This window comes from Agromyces sp. Y782 (assembly GCF_059445405.1).
Window position 1 is genome coordinate 195,409 of the sequence record NZ_JCAIUG010000002.1, and the last position, 20,765, is coordinate 216,173.

A 20,765-nucleotide genomic window follows, 5' to 3' on the forward strand; every position below is an offset into this window, starting at 1 on the left:
GGTGAAAGCGCTTCGACCCGCGTGAAACTCTCAGGCTCATGACAGAGGGGGAGTTCCCACACGGCAAGCTTCCGCGACCGTGACAACGCCGGCGAGCGCCGGCACGTCTGGAGAACTCTCGTGACCAACGACCCCGGTACCGCCAGCACTGAGCAGGCCAGCACTGAGCAGTCCAGCGCTGAGCAGTCCAGCGCCGAGCGGCGCAGCCCGCTCGACGCCGTGCACCGCGCGGCGGGCGCGAGCTTCACCGACTTCGCCGGCTGGCAGATGCCCGTGCGCTACTCGAGCGACCTCGCCGAGCACCACGCGGTGCGGCACCACTCGGGCCTCTTCGACCTCTCCCACATGGGCGAGATCGTGCTCATCGGCCCCGAGGCTGCGGCTGCGCTCGACCACGCGCTCGCAGGCAAGCTCTCGGCGATCGAGATCGGCCAGGCGAGGTACTCGCTACTGCTCGACGACGGCGGCGGCATCATCGACGACCTCGTCGTCTACCGCACGGGCGACGACCGCTACATGGTCGTCGCGAACGCCTCGAACGCGGACATCGTCGCCGAGGAGCTCCGCACCCGCGCCGCGGGCTTCGACACGATCGTCGAAAACGAGAGCGACGACATCGCCCTCATCGCGATCCAGGGGCCCGATGCGCGCGCCGTGCTGCTCGAGACGCCGGGCTTCGGCGTCGACGGGCCGGGTAACGACGAAGAGGACTTCGACGCGAAGCTCGACGCCCTCAAGTACTACCGCGCCTTCCCGGCCACGTTCGAGGGCGAGCCCGTGCTCGTCGCCCGCACCGGCTACACGGGTGAAGACGGTTTCGAGCTCTACCTCGCCCCCGATCGTGCCGCTCGACTGTGGGAGGCGCTCGCCGAGACCGGCGGCCCGCGGGTGACGCCGTGCGGCCTCGCGAGCCGCGACACGCTGCGCCTCGAGGCGGGCATGCCGCTCTACGGGCACGAACTCAGCCGCGACATCCTGCCGGTGCAGGCCGGCCTCGGCCGCGTCGTCGCACTCGCCAAGCCCGACGACTTCGTCGGCCGCGCCGCCATCGAGCAAGGCCCCGCAGCGGATGCCCCGGTGCTCGTCGGTCTCGCCGCTGAGGGCCGTCGCGCGGCCCGTGCCGACTACGAGGTCTTCGACGGCGATGACGAGTCCGCGACTCGCGTCGGCATCGTCACGAGCGGAGCGCTCTCGCCGACGCTCGGCCACCCCATCGCCATGGCCTTCGTCGCCCCCGTCGCCGCCGAGCCCGGTCGCGAACTCTTCGTCGACGTGCGGGGCACGCGCATCGCGGCATCCGTCGTCGCCCTGCCCTTCTACAAACGCACCGCCTGATCCAGCACGACCGCACACCGCAACGTCAGCACACCGCACGAGTCCTCGAGGAGCACCCCATGACCGACCAGACCGCACTGCACTACACCGAAGAACACGAGTGGATCGCCGTCGACGGTGACGTCGCCACGATCGGCATCACCGACTACGCCGCCGACAAGCTCGGCGATGTCGTCTTCGTCGAGCTGCCCGCGGCGGGCACGACCGTGACTAAAGGCACCGTCATCGGCGAGATCGAGTCGACGAAGTCGGTCGGCGAGCTCTTCGCTCCCGTCAACGGCGAGGTCGTCGAGGCGAACCAGGCCGCCGTCGACTCGCCCGAACTCGTCAACAGCGACCCCTTCGGCGAGGGCTGGCTCATCAAGGTCAACACCTCGAGCCTGCCGAAGTTCCTCACGCACGACGAGTACCGCGCACTGGTCGGAGAGTAACGAACCACATGAGCACCACCACCTCCTCCTCAGCATTCGACCTCGACGCGTTCGGTCGCCGCCACATCGGCACGAGCCCGAGCGACCACGGGCTCATGCTCGCCGAACTCGGCTACGACTCCCTCGACGCCCTCATGGCGGCCGCGGTGCCCACGTCGATCCGCATGGGCGAGGTGCTGAACTCGGCGATCCCGGCCGCGGCGACCGAGCGCGAGGCGCTCGCCGAACTTGCCGCGCTCGCCGAGCAGAACACCGTGCGCACGTCGATGATCGGCCTCGGCTACTTCGGCACGATCACGCCCTCGGTGATTCAGCGGAACGTGCTCGAGAACCCCAGCTGGTACACGGCGTACACGCCCTACCAGCCAGAGATCTCCCAGGGCCGGCTCGAGGCGCTCATCAACTTCCAGACGATGGTCACCGACCTCACGGGCCTCGACACTGCGAACGCGTCGATGCTCGACGAGGGCACCGCGGTCGTCGAGGGGATGCTCCTCGCCCGCCGTGCCTCGAAGTCGACGTCGAATCGATTCATCGTCGACGCCGACACGCTGCCCCAGACGCACGCGCTCCTCGAATCCCGCGCGAAGGCGGTCGGCATCGACCTCGTCGTCGCACCGCTCGCCGACCTCGCCCGCCTCGGCGACGACGGCCCGAGCCTCGAGAGCCTCGGCGAGCACTTCGGCCTCTTCGTGCAGTACCCGGGCGCGTCGGGCCGCGTGTGGAACCCGGCATCCGTCATCGCGACCTCGAAGGCGCAGGGCGGCCTCGTCGTCGCCGCCGCCGATCTGCTCGCGCTCGCCCTCATCACGAGCCCGGGCGAGCTCGGCGCCGACGTCGCCGTCGGCACCACGCAGCGCTTCGGCGTGCCCATGGGCTTCGGCGGACCGCACGCGGGCTACATGGCTGTGCGCAAGGGCCTCGAACGCCAACTGCCCGGCCGCCTCGTCGGCGTCTCGAAAGACGCCGTCGGCGCGCCCGCGTACCGCCTCACCCTGCAGGCGCGCGAGCAGCACATCCGCCGTGAGAAGGCGACCTCGAACATCTGCACCGCCCAGGTGCTGCTCGCTGTCATGGCGTCGATGTACGCCGTGTACCACGGGCCCCGGGGCATCCGTCATATCGCGGTCTCGACCGCGGCGAAGGCGACCGCGCTCGCCGAGGTGCTCACCGGCTACGGCCTGACCCTCGCGAACGACGACTACTTCGACACGATCCGGGTGCATGTGCCCGGGCTCGCCCGCAACGTCGTCGAACGCGCCCGGAAGCTCGGCGTGAACGTGTGGGAGGCCGATGAGGCGACCGTGCACGTCGCCGTCGATGAGACGACCACCGAGGCCGAGCTCTCCCTCGTCGCGGAGGCGTTCGGGCTGCCCGAGCGCACCGAGGTCGCGATCGCCACCGCAATCGCGCCGGCCATCGCGAGCGGCGAGCTGCGGCGCACGAGCGGCTACCTCGAGCACCCGGTGTTCAACACGCACCACTCCGAGACGCAGATGATGCGCTATCTGAAGACCCTCGCCGACCGCGACTACGCGCTCGACCGGGGCATGATCCCCCTCGGCTCGTGCACCATGAAGCTCAACGCCGCCACCGAGATGCAGTCGGTGACCTGGCCCGAGTTCGCGAACCTGCACCCCTTCGCACCCGAGGCCGACGTCGTCGGCACGCTCGGCCTCATCGAGCAGCTCGAGACTTGGCTCGCCGAGGTCACCGGCTACGACACGGTGTCGCTGCAGCCGAACGCGGGCAGCCAGGGCGAGCTCGCCGGCCTCCTCGCGATCCGCGGCTACCACCACGCCAACGGCGAGACCGAGCGCACGGTGTGCCTCATCCCGTCGAGCGCGCACGGCACCAACGCGGCATCCGCCGTGCTCGCCGGCATGAGGGTCGTCGTCGTGGCGACCGACGAACTCGGCAATGTCGACCTCGACGACCTGCGCGCGAAGATCGCCGAACACGCCGAGAGCCTCGCCGCCCTCATGATCACGTACCCGTCGACGCACGGCGTCTACGAGCACGAGGTGAAGGACATCACGCAGGCCGTGCACGACGCGGGCGGCCAGGTCTACGTCGACGGCGCGAACCTCAACGCGCTGCTCGGGTACTCGCGCTTCGGCGACTTCGGCGGCGACGTCTCGCACCTGAACCTGCACAAGACGTTCTGCATCCCGCACGGCGGCGGCGGCCCGGGCGTCGGCCCGGTCGCGGCGAAGGCGCACCTCGCGCCGTACCTGCCCGGGCACCCGATGGCGCAGCGCGCCGACCACTCGGGCGGGGTCACCCACGACGGCGGACCGGTCTCGGCGGCGCCGTACGGCAGCCCGTCGATCCTGCCGATCTCGTGGGCGTACGTGCGCATGATGGGCTCAGAAGGCCTGAAGCAGGCGACCGCGTCGGCGGTGCTCGCGGCGAACTTCGTGGCGTCGCGCCTGCGCGAGCACTTCCCGGTGCTCTACACGGGCGACAACGGGCTCGTCGCGCACGAGTGCATCCTCGACCTGCGCCCCCTCACGGCGGCGACGGGCGTGACGGTCGATGACGTGGCCAAGCGCCTCGTCGACTACGGCTTCCACGCGCCGACGATGTCGTTCCCCGTCGCGGGCACACTCATGGTCGAGCCGACCGAGTCGGAAGACCTGGCCGAGCTCGAGCGCTTCATCGAGGCGATGGTCGCCATCAAGGCCGAGGCCGACGCGGTCGCGGCGGGCGAGTGGCCGGCCGACGACAACCCGCTCGTGAACGCCCCGCACACGGCGGAGTCGGTCATTGCGGGGGAGTGGACCCACCCGTACACGCGCGAGCAGGCGGTGTACCCAGTGCACTCGCTGGTGCGCGGCAAGTACTGGGTGCCGGTGCGCCGCATCGACCAGGCCTACGGCGACCGCAACCTCGTGTGCGCCTGCCCGCCGGTCGAGGCGTTCGCGTAGCGGTTTCCTCGACCGGCGGATCAGCCGAGGAGCCCGCCCCACACGGCGCGGGCTCCGGAGTCACCGATGAACACGAGCACGACGAGCGTGCCGACACCGACGACGACGGATGCCACGGTGAGGCCGATCGCCGCAGCGCGCGCCGCGATCGGCGATGCGCGCTGCACCCGCGCGTCGCCGTACCGGAACCACGCCCATTGCGCCGCAGCGACGACGAAGAGCGCGATCGCCCATGGCAGCAGCATCTCCCCGAACTGTTGGTGACGCTGTATCGCGGGGATCGGGCCGATCATCTCGGCGAGCGACTGCCCGGCCGCGACGGTGATCGGCACGAGCACGAGCACGATGAGCGCGCCGAGCGGCGTCGCGATCCCGAGGCGCCGGCGGGCTGCCGGCCAGAACGAGCCCAGGAACAGCGCGAGTACCGTAAGCGGCGTGAGCACCACCACCGCGTGCACGATGAGCGGGTGGAGGGGGAGTCCTCCGAGCTGCAGCACGTCGTCTGCGGCCGAGACGTCGATCAACGAAACATCCATGGTGAGGAAACGATGCGGTCGTCCGACTGGTTCACGGGCGCCGGGTTCGCGTGAACCGAATGCCCTGCGACTTCGTTGTGAGTGCAGGAGGTGACCGATGCCATCCGAGGACGACCGTCGTCTTGTCGCGCTGTACGACGCCCACGGGCCATCGATCTGGCGTTACGTCGTGCACCTCACGGGCGACCCGACGGGCGCCGAAGATATCGTGCAGGAGACCCTGCTTCGCGCCTGGCGGAGTCCGCGCATCCTCGCGCAGGAACCCGCGTCGACACGCTCCTGGATGTTCACGGTCGCGCGGAATCTCGTGATCGACGAGGTGCGGAGCGCTCGTCGGCGGCACGAGATCGGCGTCGCGGAGACGCCCGACCGGGGGCGGGACGACGGCACCGACGCCCTGTTCGAGAGCCTGCTGATCGAGGAGGCGCTCGCTTCGCTCGACCTCGAGCACCGGTCCGTCATCGTGCACGCGTACTACGGCGGATGCAGCATCGCCGAGGTCGCCCGTCGTCTCGCGATCCCCGAGGGCACGGTCAAGTCCCGCCTTCACTACGGGCTCCGGGCCCTCCGCCTCGCACTGCAGGAGAAAGGAGTGACGCGATGACTCCCGATCACGCGTACTTCGCCGAATGGGATGCGGCCTACGTGCTCGGTGCGCTCTCGCCCGCGGAGCGCCGCGCATTCGAAGAGCACATCGCGACGTGCGACGAGTGTCGGCGATCCGTCGCGGAGCTCGCCCCAATGCCGGGCCTGCTCGCGCGATTGTCGGAGGAACGCGCCGGTGACCTCCTCGACGACACCGAGGTCGCCGCGGCTCCTCGAGCCGACATCCTGGCTGCGGTGCGCCGGGAGGACGGGCGGCGGAGGGCGCGCCGGCGCCGCATCCGCATCTCCGGCGCGGTCGCCGCTGCCGTTGCCGCCGTCGCGGTCGTGCTCGCGGCGATCGTGGTGCCGCTCGCGATCGACCGGTCGACATCCGACGTGCAGTCCGTCGCGCTCGAGACCATCACGGACGTACCGCTCAGTGCGACGGTGACGCTCACCCCGGCGCCATGGGGGACGAGCATCGATCTCGATTGCCGGTACGAGGGTGACGACTCATCCGATGCGCCGGAAGGCGGCCGGCCGTACGCGTTGTTCGTCGTCGACCGTAGCGGCGAGGGCCGTGAAGTCTCGAGCTGGCGCGCCAGTCCGGGAACGACGGCCACGCTCGCCGCGGGAACGGCCGTCGATCTCGACGACATCGCTTCACTTGAGATTCGCTCGATCGGCAGCGGGCGGGTGCTCATGCGCGGAGAGCCGGACTGAGTCCTCCATCGCAGTGAACCTTTCGAGGGCGGGCGACGTGTTCCCGGTGACCGCGCACGCGGTCCGAGCACGAGAGAGAAGGTTTCGCCATGAAGCTGCGCATCGCAACCGGATTGGCCGTCGTGGCGCTCGCCGTGGCGTCGGCCGGCTGTTCGTCCCCTGCCGGGGAGGCGCCCGCCGGCGACGGCTACGGCGCCTCGACCGACACCGAGGCGCCGTCAGGCGGCTCGATGGAGACGGACGCGCTCCTCGCGACCGCCGACTCAGACCTCGGCGAGATCGTCGTCGACGGGTCGGGGATGACCGTCTACATGTTCGACAACGACACCCAGGGCGGTGGCGCCAGTACGTGCGAGGGGGACTGCGCGACCAACTGGCCCGCAGTGACGACCGAATCGGACGCACTTGACGTCGAGGGAGTCACCGGCGAGATCGGCACCATCACCGGCGTCGACGGTGAGACCCAGGCGACCCTGAACGGCTGGCCGCTCTACTACTTCGCGGGTGACGCCGCCGCCGGCGACACCAATGGGCAGGGCGTCGGGGAGGTGTGGTGGGTGCTCACCCCGGCGGGGGAGAAGGTCGGGGGCTGATCGTCTCCGCCACCCCTGTACCCGAGTGAACCTCAGGTCTACACTGAGGTTCACTCGCACGTTGGGGGTGCTCATGTCATCGATCGATCTCCTCGCCCTCCTGTCCACCGTCGGCTTCGTCGGCGCGTTCGTCGGATGCTCCGTCGCGGCGTCGCGCGTCTTCGGCCTCGAGCAGCGCGCCGGGCTCGTCGAGCGGCGCGACCCCGGCATGGCCGAGGCGCTCCGCCGCGGCGAATCGTTCAGCGACCTCGCACGCGCCGGGCTCTACGGCGGTGAGGGCTTCTCCGCGGTCTGCACGCCGACCAGACGCAGCAGCCTCGACATGGCGCGCGTGCGCGGCACGGACTCCGACTTGCGGGTCGAGCCGGCCGAGGAAGTGCTGCCGCCCATGCCCACGACGGTCATCGCCCTCGCGCGGAGCGAGCACATGCCGCAGGCGCCGCGCCGGCGGCATCCGGCATCGCCCGCTCATGCACTGCTGCCGACCCCGGCGCCGACGACCGGCCGGTCGTCGGATCAGCCGGTCGACGCTGCGAAGAACGCGGGCCACCACGCCACGGCGAGCGGATAACCGACGAACGAGACGACGTCGAGGATCCAGTGCGCGATGACGAGCGGCATCGTGCGGCCCCAACGCACGTAGCACCAGCCGAAGACGATGCCCATCGCCGCGTTGCCGAAGAACGGCCCGATGCCCTGGTAGAGGTGGTAGCTGCCTCGGAGCAGGGCGCTCGAGACGATCGTCGCCCATGGGCCGACGCCGAGCTCCCTGAATCGGGTGAAGAGGTATCCGACGACGATGACCTCTTCGGTGAGCGCCGCCTCCAACGCCCGGAACACGAGGATCGGCACGGTCCACCACAGCCAATCGGCCGGCGACGCCTGCACGGCGACCGTGATGCCGAGGGCGCGGCCGAGAGCGTACAGGGCGAGCCCCGGCACGCCGATCGCGACCACCAGCAGCACTCCGGATGCCGCGTCGCGACCCGGTCTCGTGAGGTCGAGGCCGATACGCCGGAACGGGTTCGTGCCGGGTTGCCACAGGAGATAGAGCACGAGTGCGACGACGAAGAGGCCGAAGAAGACGTCGAGGAACTGGTAGGTGAAATCGAGCCACTCGCGCGGTGCTCGTGACGGGTTCAGGGCGACCGACTGCTCGCCGAGCGGCGTCTCGGCGGTGAGCTTCGCGACGATCGAGACGATCGAGTAGACAGCGGATGCCCCGAGGGACAACCCGAGCACGATGGCGACCTCGAGCCGCAGTCGTCGTGCAGAAGACATGTGGCAATCTTCGCATGACGGGCCGTGACGCAAGAATCGTGCGGGAAGATGACGAATTTCGGCGAGGTGCGGGTCGCTAGGTTGCGCGTCGGTAACGGTTTGCTCATCTGGTTTGCATAGGGGTGACCGGGTTCATAGTCTCGATCTACCAGCGCTCCAGCGCGGCCACGAGCCGTGCTGCCGTCGCACATCTCATCAGGAGGAACATTGAAGATCAAGAGAATCGGCGTAGCCGCCATTGCTCTTGCTGCCGCCGGCGCATTGACGCTGTCGGGCTGCACGAGCGGCGACGCTGACCCGTCGGCACCCGCGGGCGATGCCACTGCGATCATCACGACCAACGGGAACGAGCCCCAGAACCCGCTGCTCCCCACCAACACCAACGAGGTCGGTGGCGGCAAGATCCTCGACGCGACGTTCGCGGGCCTCGTCTACTACGACGCCAAGGGTGCTGCTCACAACGACGTCGCCGACGAGATCACGACCGACGACGCGCAGAACTACACGATCACGCTGAAGGCCGACCAGACCTTCTCCGACGGCTCGCCCGTCACGGCGAGCTCGTTCGTCGACGCGTGGAACTACGGCGCCGACACGGCCAACGAGCAGCTCTCGCAGTACTTCTTCGAGTCGATCGAGGGCTTCAGCTACGACGAGTCCGTGCCCGAGCTCCCGGGCCTCGTGGTCGTCGATGACACGACCTTCACGGTAGCGCTGAGCCAGCCCGAGTCGGACTTCCCGCTGCGTCTTGGTTACTCGGCGTTCTACCCGCTCCCCGAGGGCGCGCTCGACGACCCCGCCGCCTTCGGCGAGAACCCCGTCGGCAACGGCCCGTACATGCTCGACGGCGAAGGCGCCTGGAAGCACAACGAGAAGATCGACCTCGTCGTGAACCCCGACTACGATGGCCCCCGCAAGGCGGTCAACGGTGGTCTGAGCATCATCTTCTACGCCTCGCAGGATGCCGCGTACGCCGACCTCCAGGGCGGCAACCTCGACGTGCTCGACGCGATTCCCGACTCGGCTCTCGAGACCTTCGAAGACGAGTTCGCCGACCGCTCGGTCACCCAGGCCGCTGCGATCTTCCAGTCGTTCACGATCCCGGCGCGCCTGCCGCACTTCTCGGGTGAAGAGGGCAGCCTCCGCCGCCAGGCGATCTCGCACGCGATCAACCGTGAAGAGATCACCGACGTGATCTTCGCCGGCACCCGTACCCCGGCGCACGACTTCACGTCGCCGGTCATCGACGGCTACTCGGAAGACATCCCGGGTGCCGAGGTGCTCGACTACGACCCCGACGAGGCGAAGACACTGTGGGCTCAGGCCGACGCCATCGCCCCCTGGGACGGCACCTTCAAGATCGCCTACAACGCCGACGGCGGCCACCAGGCCTGGGTCGACGCTGTGTCGAACAACCTGAAGAACAACCTCGGCATCGACGCTTCGGGCGACCCGTACCCGACGTTCGCCGAGGCTCGCACGAAGATCACCGACCGCACCATCCAGACGGCTTTCCGTTCGGGATGGCAGGCGGACTACCCGGCGCTCTTCAACTTCCTCGGCCCGCTCTACGGAACGGGTGCCGGCTCCAACGACGGCGACTACTCGAACCCCGAGTTCGACGCGCTGCTGAGCGAGGGCCTCGCGGAGACTGATGTCGCCGCCGCCAACGAGAAGTTCCAGGCCGGTCAGGAGATCCTGTTCCAGGAGCTTCCGGTCATCCCGCTGTGGTACTCCACGGTCAACGGCGCCTGGAGCGAACTCGTCGACAACGTCGAGTTCGGCTGGAACTCGGTGCCGCTGTACAGCCAGATCACCAAGAGCGAGTAATTCTCGATCAAGGACGCCTCGGGGTTAGACTCTGAGACGCCCGCGGGGGGCGGCAGCCGATGAGGCTGCCGCCCCCCCTCCCACGTATCCACGGTATTCGCCTGATCGGCGTAATATCGTGGAGTCGAACTCGCACAATGGTGAGGTTTCTTTCAACATGTCCACATTCGCAGATTGCAGGGCCTGATCCATGGCCGGCTATATCCTGCGCCGATTGCTGCAGGCGATCCCGGTCCTGCTCGGCACCACGTTCCTGATCTATTTCATGGTCTTCGCCATGCCCGGCGACCCGATCGTCGCGCTGTTCGGCGACAAGACTCCGCCCGAGTCGGTCGTCGAAGCCCTTCGCGCGCGGTATCACCTCGACCAGCCGTTCATCATCCAGTACTTCATCTTCCTCGGCAACATCTTCCGCGGTGACCTGGGCGTCTCCTTCTCGGGCCAGCCCGTCTCCGAGATCCTGATGGCCACGTTCCCCGTCACGCTCCGCCTCGCGGCGATGGCCGTGTTCTTCGAGATGGTCGCCGGCATCACCATCGGCCTCGTGTCCGGCCTCCGCAAGGGCGGCATCTTCGACGCGAGCGCGCTCGTCGTGAGCCTCATCCTCATCTCGCTGCCGATCTTCGTGCTCGCGTTCGTGATGCAGTGGTTCTTCGGCATCTATCTGGGGTGGTTCAGAACCACGGTCGGTACAGGCGCGCCAACGCAAGACTTGATATTGCCCGCCATAGTCTTGGCCACCATCAGCTTCGCCCAGATCGTTCGACTGACGAGGGCGTCGGTTATCGATACAGATGGGCAGGACTTCGTTCGCACCGCCGCGAGCAAGGGTCTCTCCCGTCGGCGCATCGTTCCCGTGCACATCCTGCGCAACTCGCTCATCCCTGTGGTGACCTACCTCGCCGTCGACTTCGGCACGCTCATGGTTGGCGCCACAGTCACCGAGGGCATCTTCAACGTGCCGGGAGTCGGCCGCACGCTCTACCAGGCGATCATCCGAGGTGAGGGACCGACCGTCGTCTCCTTCGTGACGATCATGGTGCTGATCTACCTCGTGGTGAACCTGCTGGTAGATCTCCTCTACGCCGTTCTCGACCCGAGGATCCGTTATGCAAAGTAACACCAGACCAGACCAGCAGCACTTCGTCGCTCCGCTCGAGGAGACGCCGCTCGTCGGCATCGACGTGGTCAAGGCCGAGGGCAAGCCCTCGAACCTCTGGACCGATGCCTGGAACGACGTGCGCAAGCGCCCGATGTTCTGGATCTCCTCCGTGCTGATCGTCCTCGTGGTCGTCGTCGCACTCTTCCCCGGCCTGTTCACGCAGACGCCGCCGAACAACGACTGCCTCCTCGCGAACAGCAACGCCGGCCCGGCCGAGGGCCACCCGCTCGGCTTCACGAAGCAGGGCTGCGACATCTATTCGCGAATCATCCACGGTACGTCGACGTCGCTGGCCGTCGGACTCATCGTGACGTTCCTCGTCGCCCTGTTCGGCGTCGTGTTCGGTGCCTTCGCGGGCTTCTACGGTGGATGGCTCGACTCGGTGCTCTCGCGCCTGGGCGACATCTTCTTCTCGATCCCCTACATCCTCGCGGCCGTCGTCATCATGTCGGTGTTCTCGGGCTATCGGAACGTGTGGGTGATCTCACTCGCCATCGGATTGTTCGCCTGGCCCGCTACAGCACGTGTGCTGCGTGCCGAGATCCTGCGCGTGAAGAACGCCGACTTCGTGATGGCGTCGACGGCGCTCGGTGTCTCCCGGTTCCGCATCCTGCTGCGTCACGTGCTGCCGAACTCGATCGCGCCCGTCATCGTCATCACGACGATCTCGCTCGCATCGGCGATCGTTGCCGAAGCGACGCTGTCATTCCTCGGAGTCGGCCTGCCGACCGACATCATGTCGTGGGGCAACGACATCAGCCAGGCGCAGACGTCGTTGCGCACGGCGCCCCAGACGTTGATCCTTCCTTCGATCGCGCTGTCGGTCACCGTGCTGAGCTTCATCATGCTCGGCGAGGTCGTGCGCGACGCGCTCGACCCGAAGGCGAGGGCACAGCGATGAGCGAGACTTCGAACGGATCGAACGTGCGATCAGAACGCGCCGCGGGCGCCGAACGCCCGCTCCTCGAGATCAAAGATCTTCAGGTCGGGTTCAACACCCAAGACGGCATCGTCAAGGCCGTCGACGGCGTGAACATCACCCTCTACCGCGGGCAGAGTCTCGCGATCGTGGGGGAGTCGGGATCCGGCAAGTCGACGACCGCCCACGCGATCATCAACCTGCTCCCCGGCACCGGTCACGTCTCGGGTGGCCAGATCCTCCTCGACGGCCAAGATCTGACGAAGGCCAGCGCGAGAGAGATGGAGGCCGTGCGCGGCCGCAAGATCGGCTTCGTGCCGCAAGACCCGATGTCGAACCTCAACCCCGTGTGGTCGATCGGTTTCCAGGTCGAAGAGGCCATCAAGGCCAATGGCATCGCGACCGGTCGCAAAGAGGTCAAGAAGCGGGCCATCGAGGTGCTGAAAGAGGCCGGTCTCGGAGACGCCGACCGCCGCATGAAGCAGTTCCCGCACCAGTTCTCGGGCGGCATGCGGCAGCGCGTGCTCATCGGCATGGGCCTCGCAGCCGACCCGCAGCTGCTCATCGCCGACGAGCCGACCTCGGCTCTCGACGTCACGGTGCAGAGGGTCATCCTCGACCACCTCGAGTCGCTGACCCGCGAACTCGGCACGACCCTGCTGTTCATCACGCACGACCTCGGCCTTGCAGCCGAGCGCGCCGAACAGCTCGTGGTCATGTACAAGGGAAAGGTCGTCGAGTCCGGTCCGTCGGCCGATATCCTGCAGAACCCGCAGCACCCGTACACGCAGCGTCTCGTCGCCGCGGCACCGAGCCTCGCCTCGCGTCGCATCCAGGCTTCGGGATCGATCGCGGCGGCCGAGTCCGCCATGATCGAGGGCGCAGCGGATGCCGCGGGCGACACGATCGACCTCATCGCCACTGCCGAGGCTCGCGCCGAGGCACTCGCGGCTGCCCCCGCGGCGCCGCCGGCGATCGTGGTCGAAGACCTCACCAAGGTCTTCAAGATCCGCGGCTCGGGCGAGTTCACCGCGGTCGACAAGGTGTCGTTCCAGATCGCCAAGGGCACCACCACGGCGCTCGTCGGCGAGTCCGGCTCGGGCAAGTCGACTGTCGCGAAGATGCTGTTGAAGCTCGAAGACACCACGAGCGGCAAGATCGTCGTCGGCGGCCACGACCTCGCCAGCGTCACCGGCAAGGAGCTCTTCGATCTGCGCAGCCGCATGCAGCCGGTCTTCCAGGACCCGTACGGTTCGCTGAACCCGCTGCGCAACATCGGCAACACCATCGCCGAGCCGTTGTTCACGCACAAGGTCGGTTCGAAGGCCTCTCGGCGCGAACGGGTGTACGAGCTGCTCGACCAGGTGTCGCTGCCGCGCACGCTCATCAGCCGCTACCCGAACGAGCTCTCGGGCGGTCAGCGTCAGCGCATCGCGATCGCACGTGCGCTCGCGTTGAAGCCCGAGATCGTCGTACTCGACGAAGCAGTCTCGGCGCTCGACGTGCTCGTGCAGGCTCAGATCCTGCGCCTGCTCGCCGACCTGCAGGCCGAGCTCGGGCTGACGTACCTCTTCATCACCCACGACCTCGCGGTCGTGCGGGTCATCGCCGACAACGTCTGCGTGATGCAGAAGGGCAAGATCGTCGAGGCAGCGACCACCGACGAGGTGTTCGACCACCCGCAGGAGCAGTACACGAAGGATCTCCTCGCGGCGATCCCGGGTGCGAGCATCGAGCTCGGCGCGTAGACACTTCCGGCACACGCACTCGCGAGCGCCCGGCATCCGTACCCACTGATGCCGGGCGTTCGCGTGTTCCCAGACTCGGGGTCCTCCGGCAGGGTAGGCTAGTGGGGCGCACACCGTCACTGCGGCATCTGCGCTCCCCACAGACCTACATCACAGCGCTTCCACGCTGTCGCCGTGCCATGCGCAAGCCTGGCGGGCGGCGGCTCGGCAGCCGGCACCCTCGAGGACCAACTATGGCGAACGCCACCCGGAACGATCTGCGCAACGTCGCGATCGTCGCACACGTCGACCACGGCAAGACGACCCTCGTCGACGCCATGCTCCGACAGACCGACTCGTTCGCCGCGCACGCGCACCTCGAAGAGCGTGCCATGGACTCGAACGAGCTCGAGCGTGAGAAGGGCATCACGATCCTCGCCAAGAACACGGCGATCTCGTACAAGGGCACGCACGCCACGAACGGCCCCATCACGATCAACGTGATCGACACCCCCGGCCACGCCGACTTCGGCGGTGAGGTCGAGCGCGGCCTGTCGATGGTCGACGGTGTCGTGCTGCTCGTCGACGCGAGCGAAGGCCCGCTGCCGCAGACCCGCTTCGTGTTGCGCAAGGCACTCGAGGCCCGCATGCCCGTCATCCTGCTCGTCAACAAGACCGACCGCCCCGACGCGCGCATCGATGAGGTCGTCGCCGAGAGCCAAGATCTGCTGCTCGGCCTCGCCTCCGATCTCGCCGACGACGTGCCCGACCTCGACCTCGACGCGATCCTCGACGTGCCCGTCGTCTACGCGTCGGGTCGCAACGGCGCCGCGAGCCATCACAAGCCCGCCAACGGCGAGCTTCCCGACAACGACGATCTCGAGCCGCTCTTCGAAGCGATCCTCGAGCACATTCCTGCGCCCGTCTACGACGACGAGCACCCGCTGCAGGCGCACGTCACCAACCTCGACGCGTCGCCGTTCCTCGGCCGGCTCGCGCTCCTCCGCGTCTTCCACGGCACCATCAAGAAGGGCCAGACGGTGGCCTGGGTGAAGCATGACGGTTCCGTCGAGAACGTGCGCGTCACCGAGTTGTTCCTCACGAAGGCGCTCGACCGTTACCCGGCCGAGAGCGCCGGCCCCGGCGACATCGCCGTTGTCGCGGGCTTCCCGGACATCATGATCGGCGATACCCTCGCCGACCCCGAAGACGTGCGCCCCCTGCCGATCATCGCGGTCGACGAGCCGGCCATCTCGATGACGATCGGCACGAACACCTCGCCGCTCGTCGGCAAGGTGAAGGGTCATAAGCTCACCGCGCGCATGGTGAAAGACCGCCTCGACCGCGAACTCGTCGGCAATGTCTCGCTCAAGATCGTCGACGTCGGCCGCCCCGACGCGTGGGAGGTACAGGGCCGTGGTGAACTGGCCCTCGCCATCCTCGTCGAGCAGATGCGCCGCGAGGGCTTCGAACTCACCGTCGGCAAGCCGCAGGTGGTCACGAAGCAGGTCGACGGCAAGGTGCACGAACCCTACGAGCACCTCACGATCGACGCCCCAGAGGAGTATCTCGGCGCGATCACGCAGCTGCTCGCCGCCCGCAAGGGCCGCATGGACAACATGGCGAACCACGGCACGGGCTGGGTGCGCATGGAGTTCATCGTGCCGAGCCGCGGCCTCATCGGCTTCCGCACGGAGTTCCTCACGACGACTCGCGGCACCGGCATCGCGAACGCGATCTCACACGGCTACGAGGCGTGGGCCGGCTCGATCGTCACGCGCAACAACGGCTCGATCGTCGCCGACCGTTCCGGCGTCGTCACGCCGTTCGCCATCATCGCTCTGCAAGAGCGCATGACCTTCTTCGTGAACCCCACCGAAGAGGTGTATGAGGGCATGGTCATCGGCGAGAACTCGCGCAGCGACGACATGGACGTGAACATCACCAAAGAGAAGAAGCTGACGAACATGCGTCAGTCGACCTCCGACACGTTCGAGTCGATGACCCCGTCGCGTCAACTCTCGCTCGAGCAGTGCCTCGAGTTCGCGCGTGAAGACGAGTGCGTCGAGGTGACCCCGGCGATCGTGCGCATCCGCAAGGTCGAACTCGATGCCACCGCACGCGCTCGCGCAACCTCGCGCCTGAAGAAGCAAGGCTGAGCAGCGCGCAGCAGCACTGAGTGAAGCGAGCGGATGTCGCGGGCCACACGGGCCCGCGGCATCCGCTTCGTCGTTCCCCGGCGGGCCGCCGTGAGACCGCTCTCAGCGGCACTCAGGGAAACCGCATACTCCGCGAAGATTCCTCCCAGAGTCGCTGCGTACGGTAGCTGAGATTGTCTCGAACCCGGACTCTCTCGAACCCGATTCCCCCGATACGCAACGCCCCCCAATCTATGACTTCCCCCATGCACGGCCGCTGCGCGGCCACACCCGCTCCTGCCCGCCCCACGCCTACCGCAGCCGTCTCCGACAGTCCGCGTACGCCTCGCGGAGCCCGCGCCTCGTATCGGCCGATCTTCTCCGTCGTGGCGATGTCGTTCGTCGCCGCGATGATGGTCGCCACGAGCGTTCCCGCCCTGGCCATCACGGCGACCGACGCAGAGCCGCGTGCCTCGGTCTACGCTCCGAGCGAAGACACCGTGCACTACGAACCGCAGACCATCGAGGTCGGTGGCGACGGTGTCATGTCGACGCTCGCGGCCGAGCACTACAACGTCGAGGCAGCGCCACCGCCGATCACCTCGCAGGTGGCGAGCCTCGGCAGCGTCTCGCTCATCGACACCGGGGCGGTCGTCTGGCCTGTGCTGACTCCCGACCGGCGGAGTTCGGGTTTCGGCCCGCGTTCCGCGCCGTGCGCCGGCTGCTCGACGAACCATGACGGGGTCGACTTCAACCCCGGCAACGGAACCCCGGTGATGTCGCTCGCCGACGGCGTGGTCGTGCTCGCGACCGAGAGCGGCGGCGGCCTCGGAGTCAACGTCGAGGTGCAGCACAACATCGGCGGCGAACTCATCACGAGCTCGTACGCACACATGCAACTCGGGTCGCTCGCCGTCTCGGCGGGCCAGCGCGTCATCGCCGGGCAGCAGGTCGGCCTCGTGGGGACGACCGGCCAGTCGACCGGCCCGCACATGCACCTCGAGATGTTCGGCATCGACGGTATGCGGTTCGACGGGTTCGCCTGGCTCGGCGCCCACATCGCCTGACGCGCTGATCCGCTGACGCGCTGACCTGCCTCGTCGGCCCCGGAACTCAGGCGCCGGAGAAGTGCGGGTCGCGCTTTTCGATGAAGGCGGCCACGCCTTCGCGCATGTCATCGGTGCGGAACGCGTCGCCGAACCCGGCGATCTCGAGTTCGCTCGCGCTCTCGGTGCGCCGGCCGGCCGCAGCGACGAGCACTCGCTTGGCGAGGCCGACCGCCGGCGCGGCGTTCTCGCCGATCTCGGCGAGCGTCGCCCGGGCGCCTTCGAACAGCGACTCGCGATCGGTGAAGGTGCGATTGACGAGACCCAGTGATGCCGCCTCGGCCGCATCGATGCGCCGGCCGGTGTAGATGAGTTCCTTCGCCCAGGCGAGGCCCACCGCGCGGGGCAAGCGCACCGTGCCGCCGAAGCCGGGGATGAGACCGAGGTGAGCTTCGGGCTGGCCGAAGCTCGAGGCATCCGTCGCGTAGATGAAATCGCAAGCGAGGGCGAGCTCGAGCCCGCCGCCGAGCGCGAATCCGTCGACGCAGGCGATGACCGGAGCGGGCAGGCGTTCGATGGCGTCCGCGACACGGTGACCGAGCCGCGCCGTCTCCTCACCTTGCTCGGGAGTGAAGTCGGCCATGGCACGGATGTCGGCGCCGGCGACGAATGCCCGGCCGCCGGCGCCCGTGAGGATCACGCCGCGCACGGCGGCGCCGTCGGCGGCGAGGCCTTCGAACGCCCCGTCGAGCGCCGTCAGCACGGCGGGCGAGAGGGCGTTCAGCGCTTTGGGTCGATCGATCGTGACGATCGCGAGGGCGTCGTCGCGTTCCACGCGGACTTCGGGTGCGGATGCCTCGGTACCGGTCTCGGCCATCGTCATCGATCCTTCCCGCACGGCCCGTTCCGTGTCCCGATCCACGGTACGCCATCGCCCGGGCCCCGGCGGGCGGGTAGAATTCGATCGAGGGTGCGGATGCTTGCGTTCCGCCGTTCCCCGAACTCTTCACCTGATCGCCTGCACCAAGGAGCCACTCATGCGACTCTCCAGTACGCGCCGTCGCGTGAGCACCGCTGCGGCGATCGCGGCCGTGACCGTGGCGCTCCTGTCGGGCTGCTTCCCGAACCCGGGCGAGCTCGTGAACAAGGGCCTCGAAGACGCCGTCGAAGACGCGACAGGCGGCGAGGTGAGTCTCGACGGCGAGTTGCCCGCCGACTTCCCAGAGTCCGTGCCCCTGATCGACGGCGAGATCGCATTCGGCGCCGGTGCCGGCGGCAGCGAGGGCTGGATCGTCATGATCACTTCGACGGCCGCCGAACCGGTCGCCGACGCCACCAGCGCCCTCGAGGCTGCAGGGTTCACGAAAGACACGAGCGTGTCAGGCGAGGGTGCCGACGCCGTGGTCTTCTCCAACGGCGAGTACTTCGTGCTCGTGGCCGGTGACGGCGAAACCGTCTCGTACACCGTGACGCAGCAGCCGGAATGACGAGCCCGACGAACCGCATCGCCGCCGTCGTCATCTCGTTCTTGATCGGACTCGTCTACGGTGCCCTCGCGACGGTCGGCCACCGCATGACCCTGCAGATCGCAGACCTCACGATTCCACTGGGGCTCGTCGCCGCGCTCGTCGGTGTCGCGGCGCTGCTCCTCGGCATGCGCCTGGTCGCGGGCGGCCGGATCGCCGCCGCCGCCGCCGCTGCGGGCATCATCGTCGCGGTCGCCCTGCTCACGCTGCCGGGCCCCGGCGGGTCCGTGATCATCGTCGGAGATGTCACGGGCACCGTGTGGACGATCGCACCCGCACTCATCGCGGTGCTCGTGGTCGCATGGCCGAAGCTGCCCTCGACCGAGCCGCGCGACGCCTAGACTGAAGCTCCAGCCTTCCGAAGGGACAGCGAACCACCGTGACCTATGTCATCGCCCTTCCATGTGTCGACGTGAAAGACCGTGCGTGCATCGACGAGTGCCCTGTCGACTGCATCTACGAGGGTGAGCGTTCGCTCTACATCCACCCCGACGAGTGCGTCGATTGCGGTGCCTGCGAGCCGGTCTGCCCGGTCGAGGCCATCTACTACGAAGACGACCTGCCCGAGATATGGGCCGACTACTACAAGGCCAACGTCGAGTTCTTCGACGACATCGGTTCGCCCGGCGGCGCGGCGAAGATCGGTGTCATCCCGAAGGATCACCCCGTGATCGCGGTGCTTCCTCCCCAGGCTCACTGAGCATGGCGCGCGGCGAGCTGCCCGACTACCCGTGGGACCTCATGGCACCCTATCGCGAGCGCGCCGCGGCGCACCCCGATGGGGTCGTCGACCTGTCCATCGGTTCGCCGGTCGACCCCACCCCCGATTTCGTGCGCGAGGCGCTCGCGACGGCGAGTGACGCGCACGCATACCCTCAGACAACGGGTACCGGCGAACTGCGCGGCGCCATCGTCGACTGGTTCGCGCGTCGCCGCGGCGTGACCGGGCTCACCGAGGCGAACGTGCTGCCGACAGTGGGCTCCAAAGAGCTCGTGGCGCTACTGCCGTTCCTGCTCGGCCTCGGCGAGGGCGACGTCGTCGTGCACCCACGCGCCGCGTACCCGAGCTACGAGATGGGCGCCGTGCTCGTCGGTGCGACGGCGATGGCCTCCGATGACCCGGCCGAATGGCCGGCCGCCACCAGGCTCGTCTGGCTGAACAGCCCGGGCAATCCCGACGGCCGTGTGCTCACGATCGACGAGCTGCGCGCTGCGCGTGAGCGGGCGATCGAACTGGGCGCGGTCATCGTGGGCGACGAATGCTACGCCGAGCTGGGTTGGGAGGGCGAGTGGGCGGATGCCCCGGTGCCGAGCCTGCTCGACCCGCGGGTGATCGGCGAGAGCCGCCGCAACACGCTCGTCGCGTACTCGCTGTCGAAGCAGTCGAACATGGCCGGCTACCGCACCGCCTTCGTCGCCGGCTGCAGCACGGTCATCGGGCGGCTCACGACAGTGCGCAAGCACGCGGGGCTCATGGTTCCACAGCCGTTGCAGGCGGCGATGGTCGCCGCACTCCGCGACGACGAGCACGTCGCCGCGCAGAAAGAGCGCTATCGATCCCGTCGCGCACTGCTGAAGCCTGCTCTCGAGGTGGCGGGGTTCCGCATCGACCGCAGCGAAGCGGGGCTCTACCTCTGGGCGACCGAGGGCCGCGATGCGTGGGACTCGATCGGGCGCCTCGCCGACCTCGGCATCGTGGCTGGTCCGGGCCATTTCTACGGCGTGCACCATCCCGAGCATGTCCGCCTCTCGCTGACCGCGAGTGACGCGCACATCGGACTCGCCGCCGAACGACTTGAGGCCGCCGCCGCGGCGTGACATCCGCTCGCTCGTCGCCGGCTTTCGTTTCGTCATTGTGGCCACCACCAACGGAAGCCGTGATCTGTTAGCGGATGTAACAGTGTGCTCAGAGCCCGTCTAGGCTGTAATCGGGCCGCGGACCCGCCCCTAACGGTCACGCCCGGAAAGCAGGTGACCGCGCAAGTGACGATCACAGGAGGCGC

Annotated in this window: 20 protein-coding genes; 17 read left to right on the forward strand and 3 right to left on the reverse strand. The window is 68.2% G+C overall.

Annotated elements, in window-relative coordinates:
* Positions 1-120 precede the first annotated feature (120 nt).
* Genes gcvT through gcvP form a run of 3 tightly spaced genes read left to right on the forward strand, consistent with a single transcriptional unit; the run spans position 121 to position 4,696 of the window.
* Positions 121-1,335: a glycine cleavage system aminomethyltransferase GcvT gene (gene gcvT, locus AC1C2S_RS15175; RefSeq protein ID WP_495353445.1), complete on the forward strand. Its 1,215-nt coding sequence runs from the start codon at positions 121-123 to the stop codon at positions 1,333-1,335.
* Between the two features lie 59 nt (positions 1,336-1,394).
* Positions 1,395-1,766 carry a glycine cleavage system protein GcvH gene (gcvH, locus tag AC1C2S_RS15180; RefSeq protein ID WP_495353446.1) on the forward strand — a complete coding sequence of 124 codons (372 nt, stop codon included), beginning with the start codon at positions 1,395-1,397 and terminating at the stop codon, positions 1,764-1,766.
* An 8-nt stretch (positions 1,767-1,774) separates the two neighbouring features.
* Positions 1,775-4,696, forward strand: coding sequence for an aminomethyl-transferring glycine dehydrogenase (gene gcvP / locus AC1C2S_RS15185; protein ID WP_495353447.1), 2,922 nt, complete (start codon positions 1,775-1,777; stop codon positions 4,694-4,696).
* Between the two features lie 20 nt (positions 4,697-4,716).
* Here the strand turns inward: gcvP and AC1C2S_RS15190 are convergent, their stop codons facing one another.
* Complete coding sequence (locus AC1C2S_RS15190) at positions 4,717-5,232, reverse strand: DUF2231 domain-containing protein (protein ID WP_495353448.1); 516 nt, start codon at positions 5,230-5,232, stop codon at positions 4,717-4,719.
* Positions 5,233-5,329: 97 nt separating this feature from the next.
* On the opposite strand from AC1C2S_RS15190, the gene AC1C2S_RS15195 reads away from it, so the two are divergent.
* From AC1C2S_RS15195 to AC1C2S_RS15210, 4 genes are all read left to right on the forward strand, one after another.
* Positions 5,330-5,836: a sigma-70 family RNA polymerase sigma factor gene (locus AC1C2S_RS15195; protein WP_495353449.1), complete on the forward strand. Its 507-nt coding sequence runs from the start codon at positions 5,330-5,332 to the stop codon at positions 5,834-5,836.
* Positions 5,833-6,540: a zf-HC2 domain-containing protein gene (locus tag AC1C2S_RS15200; RefSeq protein ID WP_495353450.1), complete on the forward strand. Its 708-nt coding sequence runs from the start codon at positions 5,833-5,835 to the stop codon at positions 6,538-6,540. The genes AC1C2S_RS15195 and AC1C2S_RS15200 overlap by 4 nt, the downstream gene beginning before the upstream one ends.
* Before the next feature lie 89 nt (positions 6,541-6,629).
* A complete protein-coding gene (locus tag AC1C2S_RS15205; RefSeq protein ID WP_495353451.1) occupies positions 6,630-7,133 on the forward strand; it encodes a COG4315 family predicted lipoprotein in 504 nt (167 codons plus the stop codon).
* A gap of 73 nt (positions 7,134-7,206) precedes the next feature.
* The gene (locus AC1C2S_RS15210; RefSeq protein ID WP_495353452.1) at positions 7,207-7,704 is read left to right on the forward strand and encodes a hypothetical protein; all 498 of its coding nucleotides are present in this window, start codon (positions 7,207-7,209) and stop codon (positions 7,702-7,704) included.
* Here AC1C2S_RS15210 and AC1C2S_RS15215 read toward each other — a convergent pair.
* Positions 7,650-8,414: a CPBP family intramembrane glutamic endopeptidase gene (locus AC1C2S_RS15215; protein WP_495353453.1), complete on the reverse strand. Its 765-nt coding sequence runs from the start codon at positions 8,412-8,414 to the stop codon at positions 7,650-7,652. The two genes, AC1C2S_RS15210 and AC1C2S_RS15215, sit on opposite strands and share 55 nt — an antisense overlap.
* A 207-nt stretch (positions 8,415-8,621) precedes the next feature.
* Between AC1C2S_RS15215 and AC1C2S_RS15220 the strand changes: the two genes are divergently transcribed.
* The 6 genes from AC1C2S_RS15220 to AC1C2S_RS15245 all read left to right on the forward strand — a co-directional run bounded on the left by AC1C2S_RS15220 (position 8,622) and on the right by AC1C2S_RS15245 (position 17,257).
* Positions 8,622-10,244 (forward strand): peptide ABC transporter substrate-binding protein, encoded by a 1,623-nt coding sequence (locus AC1C2S_RS15220; protein WP_495353454.1) that lies wholly within the window; start codon positions 8,622-8,624, stop codon positions 10,242-10,244.
* 190 nt (positions 10,245-10,434) lie between these two features.
* On the forward strand, positions 10,435-11,364 hold the full coding sequence (locus tag AC1C2S_RS15225; protein WP_495353455.1) for an ABC transporter permease: 930 nt from the start codon (positions 10,435-10,437) through the stop codon (positions 11,362-11,364).
* Positions 11,354-12,307, forward strand: a complete 954-nt coding sequence (locus AC1C2S_RS15230; protein WP_495353456.1) for an ABC transporter permease — start codon at positions 11,354-11,356, stop codon at positions 12,305-12,307. Before AC1C2S_RS15225 ends, AC1C2S_RS15230 begins: the two co-directional genes overlap by 11 nt.
* A complete protein-coding gene (locus tag AC1C2S_RS15235; RefSeq protein ID WP_495353457.1) occupies positions 12,304-14,073 on the forward strand; it encodes a dipeptide ABC transporter ATP-binding protein in 1,770 nt (589 codons plus the stop codon). The genes AC1C2S_RS15230 and AC1C2S_RS15235 overlap by 4 nt, the downstream gene beginning before the upstream one ends.
* A 233-nt stretch (positions 14,074-14,306) precedes the next feature.
* Positions 14,307-16,211: a translational GTPase TypA gene (gene typA / locus AC1C2S_RS15240; protein WP_495353458.1), complete on the forward strand. Its 1,905-nt coding sequence runs from the start codon at positions 14,307-14,309 to the stop codon at positions 16,209-16,211.
* Positions 16,212-16,582: 371 nt separating this feature from the next.
* A complete protein-coding gene (locus tag AC1C2S_RS15245) occupies positions 16,583-17,257 on the forward strand; it encodes a M23 family metallopeptidase (RefSeq protein ID WP_495354404.1) in 675 nt (224 codons plus the stop codon).
* A 46-nt stretch (positions 17,258-17,303) separates the two neighbouring features.
* Here the strand turns inward: AC1C2S_RS15245 and AC1C2S_RS15250 are convergent, their stop codons facing one another.
* The gene (locus tag AC1C2S_RS15250; protein WP_495353459.1) at positions 17,304-18,113 is read right to left on the reverse strand and encodes an enoyl-CoA hydratase/isomerase family protein; all 810 of its coding nucleotides are present in this window, start codon (positions 18,111-18,113) and stop codon (positions 17,304-17,306) included.
* Between the two features lie 160 nt (positions 18,114-18,273).
* On the opposite strand from AC1C2S_RS15250, the gene AC1C2S_RS15255 reads away from it, so the two are divergent.
* Genes AC1C2S_RS15255 through dapC form a run of 4 tightly spaced genes read left to right on the forward strand, consistent with a single transcriptional unit; the run spans position 18,274 to position 20,580 of the window.
* Positions 18,274-18,723 carry a hypothetical protein gene (locus AC1C2S_RS15255; protein WP_495353460.1) on the forward strand — a complete coding sequence of 150 codons (450 nt, stop codon included), beginning with the start codon at positions 18,274-18,276 and terminating at the stop codon, positions 18,721-18,723.
* The gene (locus AC1C2S_RS15260; protein WP_495353461.1) at positions 18,720-19,103 is read left to right on the forward strand and encodes a DUF6113 family protein; all 384 of its coding nucleotides are present in this window, start codon (positions 18,720-18,722) and stop codon (positions 19,101-19,103) included. Before AC1C2S_RS15255 ends, AC1C2S_RS15260 begins: the two co-directional genes overlap by 4 nt.
* A gap of 38 nt (positions 19,104-19,141) precedes the next feature.
* Positions 19,142-19,462, forward strand: a complete 321-nt coding sequence (gene fdxA, locus AC1C2S_RS15265) for a ferredoxin (RefSeq protein ID WP_495353462.1) — start codon at positions 19,142-19,144, stop codon at positions 19,460-19,462.
* Between the two features lie 2 nt (positions 19,463-19,464).
* On the forward strand, positions 19,465-20,580 hold the full coding sequence (gene dapC / locus AC1C2S_RS15270) for a succinyldiaminopimelate transaminase (RefSeq protein ID WP_495353463.1): 1,116 nt from the start codon (positions 19,465-19,467) through the stop codon (positions 20,578-20,580).
* The last annotated feature ends 185 nt before the right edge of the window (positions 20,581-20,765 follow it).